This is a genomic window from Arthrobacter sp. SAFR-044, from assembly GCF_051965175.1.
GTDB lineage: Bacteria > Actinomycetota > Actinomycetes > Actinomycetales > Micrococcaceae > Arthrobacter.
On the sequence record NZ_JBQCMK010000006.1, the window covers coordinates 233,701 to 244,311 of the forward strand.

Genomic DNA, 10,611 nt, shown 5'->3' on the forward strand with positions numbered 1-10,611 from the left:
ATTCCCGCGTAAAGGAATCATCAATAAAGGCCCTTTACGCAGGTCAGCCGTTTTAGGCGGTGCTAGCTTCGCAGTGGTCGCGGTGCAAAGGGCAGCGCGGAAAGGCAGAGATGACCACGTTGAGCAGGCCCCCGGCGGATCCTTCCGCGCTCCATGCCCACGGCAGGAAGGCGCTGAGGGACTGGCTGCTGTTCGGGCTGCAGGACAGCAAGGGTGCCCACCCGGGCCCCGGCGGCGTGCCCACGCAGCACGAGAAGAAGCATGCCTGGTGGCAGGTCATGTGCCTGACCGGTGTGGACTACTTCTCAACGCTGGGCTACCAGCCGGCCATCGCTGCCCTGGCCGCCGGCGTCATCTCACCGCTGGCCACCCTGGTGCTCGTGGCCGTGACCCTGCTCGGCGCCCTGCCGGTGTACCGGAGGGTGGCCGGTGAAAGCCCCCGCGGTGAAGGCTCCATCGCCATGCTGGAACGGCTGCTGCCCCGCTGGGGCGGCAAGCTCCTGGTCCTGGTCCTTCTCGGTTTCGCCGCCACGGATTTCATGATCACCATGACCCTCTCGGCCGCCGACGCCACCGCGCACCTGATCCACAACCCGGTGGCTCCAGGGTGGCTGCAGGGCCAGAACATTCCCATCACCCTGGTCCTGCTCGCCTTGCTGGCCGCCGTGTTCCTGCGGGGTTTCAAGGAAGCCATCGGCGTCGCCGTGGTCCTGGTGGTCCTGTACCTGGGCCTGAACGCCATCGTGGTGGTGGTGACCCTGGGCCAGGTCATCTCGCACCCGGTGGCCATGGGCGACTGGTGGAGCAACCTGTGGGTCTCGCACGGCAATCCGCTGATGGCGGTGGCCATTGCCCTGCTGGTGTTCCCCAAGCTGGCGCTGGGCCTGTCCGGCTTCGAAACCGGCGTCGCGGTCATGCCGCAGGTGCGCGGGGCGGACAATGACACGGAAGAAAACCCTGCCGGGCGTATCCGCGGAGCCCGGCGCATGCTCACCACCTCCGCGGTGATCATGAGCGCCTTCCTGCTGACCTCGAGCTTCATCACCGTGGTGCTCATCCCTGAGCAGGAATTCCAGCCGGACGGCCAGGCGAACGGCCGGGCCCTGGCCTACCTGGCGCACGAATACCTGGGAGTGGGTTTCGGCAGCGTGTACGACATCAGCACCATCGCCATCCTCTGGTTCGCCGGGGCGTCCGCGATGGCTGGGCTGCTGAACCTGGTGCCCCGCTACCTGCCGCGTTACGGCATGGCCCCGGCCTGGGCCAAGGCAGTCCGTCCCCTGGTGCTCGTCTTTACGCTGATCGGCTTCCTGATCACCTTCATCTTCAATGCCGACGTCGATGCGCAGGGCGGCGCGTACGCCACCGGCGTCCTGGTGCTGATGACCTCCGCCGCGGTGGCCGTGACCCTCTCGGCCCGCCGGCGCAGGCAGCGGAACCTCACCGTGGGCTTCGGTGCCATTTCCGTGGTGTTCGCGTACACCACGGTGGCCAACATCTTTGAACGGCCCGAGGGCATCCGGATCGCCGCCATCTTCATCCTCGGCATCATCGTCATCTCGCTGCTGTCCCGGGTCCGCCGCTCCTTCGAACTGCACGCCACCCGGGTGCACCTGGACCAGCAGGCCCTGGAGTTCATGTCCAGCACCCTCGACGGGCCCATCGCGATCATCGCGCATGAGCCGCTGCGGATGTCACCGGAGGCCTACCGGGACAAGCTCGAGTCAGCCATCGAGGTCAGCCACCTTCCGCTGGCAGGAGAGGCCCTGTTCCTTGAGGTCATTGTGGACGACTCCTCTGACTTCGAAACCGAACTGCACGTCCGCGGCATCAACCGGCACGGGTACCACGTGCTGGAGGTCCACGGCCCGGTGGTTCCCAACACCATCGCGTCCGTGCTGCTGCACATCAGGGACGTCACGGGCCTCATGCCGCACATCTACTTCCGCTGGACGGAGGGGAACCCCATCACCAACCTGGTCCGGTTCCTGTTCCTGGGCGAGGGCGAGATCGCGCCGGTAACCCGCGAGGTGCTGCGTGAGGCCGTCCCGGACGTCACCCAGCGGCCCTGGGTCCACGTTGGCTGATGTGCGGCTGGCTGATGTGCGCCACCGCGGCCGCAACCCGGGCGGCGTCAGCCAGGCTGGAAGGGGTGTTCGCGCGGAAGGCGGCCTCGGCGTCGTCCTCCCACACGCCGGCGGCCAGCACCACGACGTGCACCGCGTCGCCGTAGGAATCGTTGCAGGCCAGGATGTCGCCGGGCACCTTGTGGGCGTGCGGACCGGCTGACGGCCAGGGCTGGAAGATAACCCACCATGGGGTGCCGTCCTGGTCCTGGAAAAGATAGCCGGCAGTGGGATGAAGGGCGCGGCCGTTCAGTCCCCGTCCGCCGTAGCCCTCCACGGCGTCGGCGGCTGCCGAGAACTTGACCCTGCCGCGGTCCGCGGGCTCCTCATCCCAACGCATCTGCACTCCTGATTCCTCACACTTTCCCTGCCTTAATGAAAGGTCCGGAGGTGCCCGTCCGGGGCGTGGGCGGCCGTTTTTTGACGCATTATTTACGGGCCGCCGTGCGAAGGCTCCGCAGGTCAACGCCCATAATGGGACCCATGCTTAGCCCTGTAACCATCCGCCCCATGTGCCCCGAGGACTGGGACGCCGTCCACGCAATTTATGCCGCCGGCATCGCCACAGGGGAAGCGACCTTCGAGAGCGAGCCGCCCACCTGGGAAGCGTTCGACGGCGTGCGGCTGCCCGAGCACCGGATGGTCGCCGATGATGCGGGGCGGGTTCTGGGCTGGGCCGCAGTATCCCGGGCTTCCTCGCGGGAGGTGTACCGGGGCCTGGTGGAGCACTCCATTTACGTTGCCCCGCAGGCCCAGGGCCGGGGCGTGGGCCGGCTGCTCCTGGCCGCCTTGATTGCCTCCACCGAAAAGGCGGGCATCTGGACCATCCAGTCCAGCATCTTTCCGGAGAACACCGCCAGCCTGGCGCTGCACCAGAAGCTGGGCTTCCGGGTGGTGGGAACCCGCGAGCGGATAGCCCGGATCAGCCACGGACCCAAAGCCGGGCACTGGCAGGACACGCTGCTCCTGGAGCGCCGCAGCAGCCTGGTTGGGACCGAATAGCGACTACCGCGAGGGCAGGACCAGGTTGCGACGCCGTCAATCCCATTTCCTTCAGCTGCCGGCATTTAGCGTGCACAGGTAGTCCAATGGAGCGTGTTGATCAGGCCACTTTCGCTCGGTCGACGCGTTGTCAAAGTCCAAGGGCCCTGTTTGGGCGTCCGGCCCTGGCCCTACCGTCATGGGACACGCTTACTCGAGAACAGTTCGGAGCACATCATGCAGTTCCCCGCACCCTACCGCCGCAGTGCGGCCGCTTTCGCCGCCGTCACAGCCCTCATCTTCTCCGGGGCATCCACTCCGGCCTTCGCCGCGCAGGACCCCGTAAAGTACGTCAATCTCGGGGACTCCTACTCAAGCGGCTGGGGCTCGTTGGCGCCAACCGCCGCCGTCAATCCGGAGTACAACAGCCCGGCGTGCATGCAAGGCGGCCCTGCCGACGCGGCGATGTTCGACCAGCTGCAATCGGTGGCCCTCGCCGGCGACTATGCGTGCGCGGGCGCGACTGTCGGAGATTCAAACTCGGGTATTCCCACCATCGCCCAGCAGGCGGCCAAGGCGTCCCTTGATGGTGCGCTCAACAGCACCACAGGTCTGGTGACCCTCACAGCCGGCGGAAATGACGTCAACTTCGGCCAGATCATCGGAGCCTGTGCCGCAGACATGTCCCCGGAGGCCACCGGGTGCCAGGCGGCCACAGCATATGGAGTTGACCTCGCGAACAGGCTCAGTGTTGCCGCGACGGTCGGAACAATCCGCGGGTACGCGGGAAATGCCAAGATCGTCTGGCTCGGGTACCCCCGACTCTTTGCGACGGCCGGGGAATCCACGACAGTCATCTCCGGTGGCGGCGTGATGTCCGCAGCGGCCGCAGCGGTCTTCGACAAGGGCACCGACCAGCTCAACGCAGTCCTCGCGAGCAAGGCACGGAGCGCCGGCGCGCAGTTCGTGGATGTCACCCCCAAATTCGCTGGCCACGAAATCGGTTCCTCCGACTCGTGGATTAACCTCGGCCCGTACACGCAGTTCAACTTCCACCCGACCGCTGAGGGATACTCAGAGGGCTACTACCCCGCTATGGTCAGCGCGATCAAACCTGCCCAGCTCGCGAAGGGCTGATCCGTCCCATCGGCAGGGACACCCTGGAGCGCCGCAGCAGCGTGGTTGGGACCGAATAGCGACTACTGCGAGGGCAGGGTCAGGATCTCCGCGCCGTCCTCCGTGATCGCGATGGTGTGCTCCGTGTGGGCCGTCCGGCAGCCGGTGGCGCTCCTCAGCGTCCACCCGTCGTCGTCCGTCACCAGTTCCGCCGTGTCCGCCATGACCCACGGCTCCAGTGCCAGCAGCAGGCCGGGCCGGAGCTTGAAGCCGCGGCCGGGCCGGCCGGTGTTGGGGACGTGCGGGTCCTGGTGCATGGTGGAGCCGATGCCGTGGCCGCCGAACTGCGTGTTGATGGGGTAGCCCGCGTCTGTGAGGACGCGGCCGATGGCGTAGGAAATGTCTCCGATCTTGGCGGCCGGCCCGGCGGCGGCGATCCCGGCGGCCAGTGCCCGCTCGGTGGTTTCGATCATGGCCAGGCTCTCCGCCGGCCGCGATTGGCCCACGATGAAGCTGATGGCGGCGTCCGAGGCCATCCCGTTCCTGACGACGGCGAGGTCCAGGGTCAGCAGGTCGCCGTCGGCCAGGTCGTAGTTGTGGGGAAGTCCGTGCAGCACGGCGTCGTTGACGCCGGTGCAGATGTAGTGGCCGAACGGGCCGCGGCCAAACGACGGGGCGTAGTCCACGTAGCAGGACTCGGCGCCGGCTTCGGTGATCATCTCCTTGGTCCACTGGTCGATGTCCAGGAGGTTGGTGCCCACGGTGGCGCGGCTCTTCATGGCCTGCAAAATGTCCGCCACCAGGGCACCGGTTTCCCGGGCACGGGCCACTTCAGCAGGGTTCAGGATCTCGATCATGGGGGCGCCCTTCGTCTCCGGCCGGTCAATCTACGGGCCATCCTATTTGTCCTCTCTCCGGGCGAGGCAAGGGAACGGCCATAATCAGCGGAAAATGTGGGGATTGCCAAAGACATAGATGAGTGTAAATATTTATGTGTGTCTATGTCTCTTAAGCTGAACCCCGTGGAAGCGGTGGCGTGCTGCTCACCCCTGGCCCGGGAGCCGTTGTCCGAGCCCGAAGCGGAGGCGGTCGCTCCCCTGCTGAAGGCGCTGGCCGATCCCGTCCGGCTGCGGCTGATGTCCATGGTCGCCTCGCATGAGGGCGGCGAGGCCTGCGTCTGCGACCTCAACGATGCCTTCGACCTGTCCCAGCCCACCATCAGCCACCATCTGAAGATCCTGCATGAGGCTGGCCTGCTGGACCGGGAGAAGCGCGGCGTCTGGGTCTACTACCGCGCCCGCACGGAGGCCCTGCAGAACCTGGCCGCACTGATCGGCGGGCACGCCCTGTGAGCGTTATGGGCCGGCGGGCTGCCGCAGAATTCGTGGGGACCGCGTTCCTGGTCATGGCCGTGGTGGGCTCGGGCGTCATGGCCTCGCGGCTTTCACCGGACGACGCCGGGCTGCAGCTTCTGCAGAACAGCCTCGCCACGGGTGCCGCCCTGGTGGCGCTGATCGTGGCACTGCAGCCCGTGTCGGCGTCGTTCAATCCCGTGGTGACCCTTGTGGAACGGGCCCTGGGCATGATTGATACCCGGACCGCGGCCGGCCTGATCGGTGCGCAGGTCCTGGGTGGCCTGGCCGGCACCGTCGCGGCGCACCTCATGTTCGGGCTGGACGCCGTCACGTTCTCCACCCACCAACGCACCGGTCCCGCACTCTGGCTGGCCGAAGTCATCGCCACCGTCGGGCTGCTGGTGGTCATCTTCGGCACCGTCCGTTCGGGCCGCGCGGACCGGGTGGCCTTCGCCGTCGGCGGGTACATCACCGCCGCGTACTGGTTCACCAGTTCCACCAGCTTCGCTAACCCAGCGGTGACCATCGCCCGGACTGTCACGGACACCTTTGCCGGCATCGCGCCGTCGTCGGCCCCTGCCTTCATCCTCGCCCAACTCCTCGGCGGCGCCGCCGGGTACGCCCTGGTCCGCTTCCTTTACCCACCCCTCGCAACCTCCGCCGTCGTCACGGCCGACCGAAAGGTGCTCTCATGAGCCACAAGCCCTCCGTCCTGTTCGTCTGCGTCCACAACGCCGGCCGCTCCCAGATGGCCGCCGCGTTCCTCACCACGCTTTCGCAGGGCGCCATCGAGGTCCGCTCCGCCGGATCGCAGCCGGCCGACAAGGTCAACCCTGCCGCCGTCGAGGCCATGGCTGAGGTGGGCATCGACATGTCCGCCGAGATCCCCAAGATCCTCACCACCGAGGCCGTGCAGGACTCCGACGTGGTGATCACCATGGGCTGCGGCGACGAATGCCCCTACTTCCCCGGCAAGCGCTACGAGGACTGGGTGCTGGAGGACCCCGCCGGCAAGGGCGTGGACTCGGTCCGGCCCATCCGCGACCAGATCAAGACCCGCGTCGAAGCCCTCATCGCCTCCCTGATCCCGGCTTCGGCATAACCACATCCGTTACGGAAGGGGGTGGGACACATGAGCACAGGTTGCTGCGATGACAGCTGCTGTGACGAGGAGCAGGGCTGCTGCGACGAAGGCTGCTGCTAAGCCCCTGCCCATCACCCACCGGCCTGCCCGCACCCATCATCAGCGGGCAGGCGCCACCCGGTCCGGCACCGCCAGGAACACCAACGACTGAAATAAGGACAGCATGACATCACAGGACTCCCTCCCCGTGGCCGTAATCGGGGCCGGACCCGTCGGCCTGGCCGCGGCCGCGCACCTGCTGGAACGCGGGCTGGAACCGCTCGTCATCGAAGCCGGGCCCACCGTCGGGGCCGCCATCCGGCAATGGGGGCACGTCCGGGTGTTCTCCACCTGGAAGTACAACCTCGACGCCGCCTCGGTGCGTTTGCTGGAGCGCAACGGCTGGGAAGCCCCCGGCCCCACGGCGCTGCCGTACGGGTCGCAGATCGTCTCCGAGTACCTCGAACCGCTCGCCGCCACGCCTGAACTCAGGGACCGGATCAGGACTGGGTCCCGCGTTGTCGCCGTCACCCGGCAGGGCATGGACAAGGGCCGCAGCCAGGGCCGGGACAGTGCCCCGTTCCTCCTGCGGATAGAGCACGACGGCGGCAAGGTCACCGAGGTGCTGGCCCGCGCCGTCATCGATACGTCCGGTACCTGGAGCAGCCCGGCGCCGCTGGGATCGTCCGGGCTGGCGGTTCCGGGTGAGGCCGAAGCACGTGCTGCCGGGCTGGTAACCGGTCCTCTGCCGGACGTTTCCGCTGGTGGTTTCGCCGGACGCCGCACCCTGGTGATCGGCTCGGGCCACTCTGCCGCCAACATGGTCCTCGACCTGGCCCGCGTGGCCCGCGCCAACCCGGGCACCGAGGTCGTCTGGGCCATCCGCGCTGCCACTCCGGCCCGGGCCTACGGCGGCGGTGACGCCGACCAGCTGCCGGCCCGCGGCCAGCTCGGGGCCCGGCTCCGCACCGCCGTGGACACCGGGGCCGTCCAGCTCCTGACGAACTTCCACACTGCTTCCATCGACGTTCATGGGGAGGCCGTGACCGTGCATGCCGCGGACGGCCGCAGCGTGTCGGTGGACCGGGTGATCCCCGCCACCGGGTTCCGCCCGGACCTGGCCATGCTGTCCGAACTGCGGCTGGACCTGGATCCTGCGGTGGACGCGCCCAAGGCCCTGGGCCCGCTGATCGACCCGGACTTCCACAGCTGCGGTACCGTTCCTGCCCACGGCGCCTCGATCCTGGCCCAGCCGGAGAAGGACTTCTACCTGGCCGGCATGAAATCCTACGGCCGCGCGCCCACCTTCCTCATGGCCACCGGGTACGAACAGGTCCGCTCCATCGCCGCAGCCCTGGCCGGAGACACCGAAGCCGCGGACGCCGTCGAACTTGAACTCCCGGAGACCGGCGTCTGCTCCACCACCATCCCGGACGATGCCGGGGATGCTGCCGCGGACGCCTGCTGCGGAGCCCCGGCGCCGGTGCCGGTGACGATCGGGTTTCCCACCGGACTGCAGCACGGCCGGGTAGGCGAAAGCATTTCCGGCTAGGCGCGCGACGTCTGCCAGCGATCCAAGCCAGGCTTAGGGAGCGGACCGGTCTCCGTCGATACCGATGGAACGGCCCCGGGCGAAATGGGCATTCGCGATGTCATTGACGTCGCGGAGGCTCTTCCCCGGGTTGGCCAGCCGGATCCACTCGTAGTCCCACTCCTGCATGTCCTGTACGCGGCTTATCCGTTTGTGGGCCCGCATTTGGGCCGTAAGTTCTTCGCCGCTGGGGACCACGCGGGGCGGGGCAGCCACGGGTTGCGGCCTGGGCGGTGGAACCCGGGCCGGTCGTGCCGGGGCCTTCGCTGAGCGGACGAGTGCCACAGTCAGCGCAACCACGCCCGCGGCAATCAGGAGGACCCACCAGTATTGAATGATGAGGGCTACGACGATGAGGACAAGGAAGGGGGCGCACCCCACTGCGCCGCCGCCCTTGGTACCTGACCGACGCCGTTTTGCTGCCATTCCGGTTCCTCTTATGACGTGATGGAACGATAGGAATCCACTCTCGCACCCGGCCCGCGCCCTGTCATGAGTAGGCAGTACTCGATTTTGGGCCCCTTGTCCCGGGCCGGCCGGCCACGTTGTGCGGTGCCGCTGCTCACCGCACCTCGATGGCGCCCATCATGCCAAGGTCCTCGTGGTCCAGGATGTGGCAGTGGTACGCGGACCGGCCGCGGAAGTCCGCAAAAGCGATCCGGACCTTGACCTGTCCGTTCGCAGGGACGTTCACCACATCCCGCCAGTCGGGGGAGGAGCCCGCCTGGGCGTTGTCTCCCAGCACCTGCATCGGCCAGACATGCAGGTGGAAGGGGTGGTCCATGGGGCTTGTGTTGACCAGGCTCCACTCCTCCACGGTGCCTGCTGCCGCCGTCGTATCTGTCCGGGCTTCGTCGAACTGCTTGCCGTTGATGGTGAAAGGCATCATTCCGCCGGCGCCCATGCCCATGCCGGCAGTGAGGATGATCTGCCGGTGGGCCGCCACCGCGGATTGCCTGAGGTCTGCGGGGGCAGGCTGGGCCGGGATGGCCAGCGGGGAAGCAGTGGATTCACCGCTTACCCGGAATGTGGCCAGCGTGGTTTCTTCCGTCCCCTGGCCCGCCCCGGACCCCGTCATCCCGGCCATGCTTCCACGGTTGTACCTGGATGCCTGCAGGACTGAGTCGCCGGCAGCCGCTGTGACCAGGAGGTCCGCCCGGTTTCCGGGGGTGAGCAGCAGCTCGTCAACGTCCAGCGGCTTCTCGAACCGGCCGGAATCCGCCCCCAGCAACTGCATTTTTTGACCGTCCAGCCTGAGCCGCAGGTACCGGGCCACGCAGGCGTTGACGATCCGCCACCGTTCCCGCTGTCCCGGAGCCGCGCTGAACTCAGGGTTGGTTTGGCCGTTGACCAGGAGCAGGTCACCTTCCCTGCCTGCCATCCGGTCCATAGCCGAGACAGCGCTGATATTTCCTGCCGGGTCCACTGTGGTGTCCGAAACCACCAAGACGCGTTCCGCGCTGGCCTCGATGGGCTCCGGGTCCTCCACGATGATCGCTCCAAAGAGCCCGGCGAAGACCTGGTCGGCCACCATCCCGTGATGGTGCGGGTGGTACCAGTACAGTCCGGGCGGATGGTTCCCGGGAAGGTGGTACTCGTAGTCAAAGGAAGAGCCCGGACCGACGGCGATGAAGACGTTGTCCCCGTTGTTCTCGGGGGACACGTGGAGGCCGTGAACGTGCAGGTTGGTGGGCTGGGAGAGGCTATTGACCAGACTGATCTTCAGGGTGTCGCCGGGGCGGATCCGCAGCGTGGGCCCGGGAACGCTGCCGTTGTAGCCGAGCGCCATGGCTTGCCGCCCACCCAGCTGGACCTGGGCGGGCGCGGCTTCGAGCCGGACCTGCAGTTGACCTGCCGCGCTCCTGAGTTCCTCCGGCTGGACCAGGCTGCCGCCAGAGGGCCGGGCGGCGGGGGAGGACAGCGACCAGATCAGTCCTGCCCCGCCTGCCACCGTTCCCGCCGCCCCCAGGCCGCCCAGGAGCAGCGCCTGCCGGCGGCTGATGGGGCGCACTACCGTCCCTCGCCCAGGACCCTGAGCTGTTCCCGGTACTGGTCGGCGGTGAGTTCGCCCCGCGCGAAGCGTTCATCGAGGATTCGCCGCGCGGCGGAAGCACGCGGCCCGTCCTGGCCCCGGCGGCCGCCGATGCCGCCGCCGAAGGCCCGCACTGCCAACACCACCAGCAAGGCGATTCCGAGCAGCAGGAGAATCCCCCAGATCCACGTGGACCCTTGCCCGTATCCCCACATCATCGCCGGAGCCCTCTCTCGTAGGAATGCTCCGATTCTCGTTAGCCGTGGAAGCGGGAGCTAGAGTCCGAG

General features: G+C 67.6%; 13 protein-coding genes. 8 read left to right on the top strand and 5 right to left on the bottom strand.

Translation table 11 applies throughout. From position 1 onward, the window contains the following. The first annotated feature begins 110 nt into the window (after positions 1–110). A complete protein-coding gene (locus ACTHQS_RS11715; RefSeq protein WP_440168927.1) occupies positions 111–2,087 on the top strand; it encodes an amino acid transporter in 1,977 nt (658 codons plus the stop codon). Here the strand turns inward: ACTHQS_RS11715 and ACTHQS_RS11720 are convergent. Beyond that, positions 2,056–2,466 carry a hypothetical protein gene (locus ACTHQS_RS11720; protein ID WP_440168929.1) on the bottom strand — a complete coding sequence of 137 codons (411 nt, stop codon included), beginning with the start codon at positions 2,464–2,466 and terminating at the stop codon, positions 2,056–2,058. The genes ACTHQS_RS11715 and ACTHQS_RS11720 overlap by 32 nt on opposite strands. A gap of 143 nt (positions 2,467–2,609) precedes the next feature. On the opposite strand from ACTHQS_RS11720, the gene ACTHQS_RS11725 reads away from it, so the two are divergent. Both ACTHQS_RS11725 and ACTHQS_RS11730 read left to right on the top strand, forming a co-directional pair. Next, a complete protein-coding gene (locus ACTHQS_RS11725; protein ID WP_440168931.1) occupies positions 2,610–3,128 on the top strand; it encodes an N-acetyltransferase family protein in 519 nt (172 codons plus the stop codon). Positions 3,129–3,344: 216 nt separating this feature from the next. After that, on the top strand, positions 3,345–4,244 hold the full coding sequence (locus tag ACTHQS_RS11730) for an SGNH/GDSL hydrolase family protein (RefSeq protein WP_440168933.1): 900 nt from the start codon (positions 3,345–3,347) through the stop codon (positions 4,242–4,244). Between the two features lie 62 nt (positions 4,245–4,306). Here the strand turns inward: ACTHQS_RS11730 and map are convergent, their stop codons facing one another. Beyond that, positions 4,307–5,080 (bottom strand): type I methionyl aminopeptidase, encoded by a 774-nt coding sequence (gene map / locus ACTHQS_RS11735; RefSeq protein ID WP_440168935.1) that lies wholly within the window; start codon positions 5,078–5,080, stop codon positions 4,307–4,309. 144 nt (positions 5,081–5,224) lie between these two features. Between map and ACTHQS_RS11740 the strand changes: the two genes are divergently transcribed. The 5 genes from ACTHQS_RS11740 to ACTHQS_RS11760 are packed head-to-tail and all read left to right on the top strand — an operon-like array spanning position 5,225 to position 8,253. Next, positions 5,225–5,575, top strand: a complete 351-nt coding sequence (locus tag ACTHQS_RS11740) for a metalloregulator ArsR/SmtB family transcription factor (protein ID WP_440169102.1) — start codon at positions 5,225–5,227, stop codon at positions 5,573–5,575. Positions 5,576–5,580: 5 nt separating this feature from the next. After that, positions 5,581–6,273 carry an aquaporin gene (locus ACTHQS_RS11745; RefSeq protein ID WP_440169105.1) on the top strand — a complete coding sequence of 231 codons (693 nt, stop codon included), beginning with the start codon at positions 5,581–5,583 and terminating at the stop codon, positions 6,271–6,273. Continuing rightward, a complete protein-coding gene (locus ACTHQS_RS11750; protein WP_440168937.1) occupies positions 6,270–6,680 on the top strand; it encodes an arsenate reductase ArsC in 411 nt (136 codons plus the stop codon). The genes ACTHQS_RS11745 and ACTHQS_RS11750 overlap by 4 nt, the downstream gene beginning before the upstream one ends. A gap of 49 nt (positions 6,681–6,729) precedes the next feature. Continuing rightward, entirely contained in the window at positions 6,730–6,873 is a 144-nt protein-coding gene (locus ACTHQS_RS11755) for a hypothetical protein (protein ID WP_440168940.1), read from the top strand. 12 nt (positions 6,874–6,885) lie between these two features. Continuing rightward, the gene (locus ACTHQS_RS11760) at positions 6,886–8,253 is read left to right on the top strand and encodes an FAD-dependent oxidoreductase (protein WP_440168942.1); all 1,368 of its coding nucleotides are present in this window, start codon (positions 6,886–6,888) and stop codon (positions 8,251–8,253) included. 33 nt (positions 8,254–8,286) lie between these two features. Here the strand turns inward: ACTHQS_RS11760 and ACTHQS_RS11765 are convergent, their stop codons facing one another. The 3 genes from ACTHQS_RS11765 to ACTHQS_RS11775 form a co-directional block, all read right to left on the bottom strand. Continuing rightward, complete coding sequence (locus tag ACTHQS_RS11765; RefSeq protein ID WP_440168945.1) at positions 8,287–8,718, bottom strand: hypothetical protein; 432 nt, start codon at positions 8,716–8,718, stop codon at positions 8,287–8,289. Positions 8,719–8,854: 136 nt separating this feature from the next. Continuing rightward, entirely contained in the window at positions 8,855–10,303 is a 1,449-nt protein-coding gene (locus ACTHQS_RS11770; RefSeq protein ID WP_440168948.1) for a multicopper oxidase family protein, read from the bottom strand. Then, positions 10,303–10,542, bottom strand: coding sequence for an SHOCT domain-containing protein (locus ACTHQS_RS11775; RefSeq protein ID WP_440168951.1), 240 nt, complete (start codon positions 10,540–10,542; stop codon positions 10,303–10,305). The genes ACTHQS_RS11770 and ACTHQS_RS11775 overlap by 1 nt, the downstream gene beginning before the upstream one ends. Between the last annotated feature and the right edge of the window lie 69 nt (positions 10,543–10,611).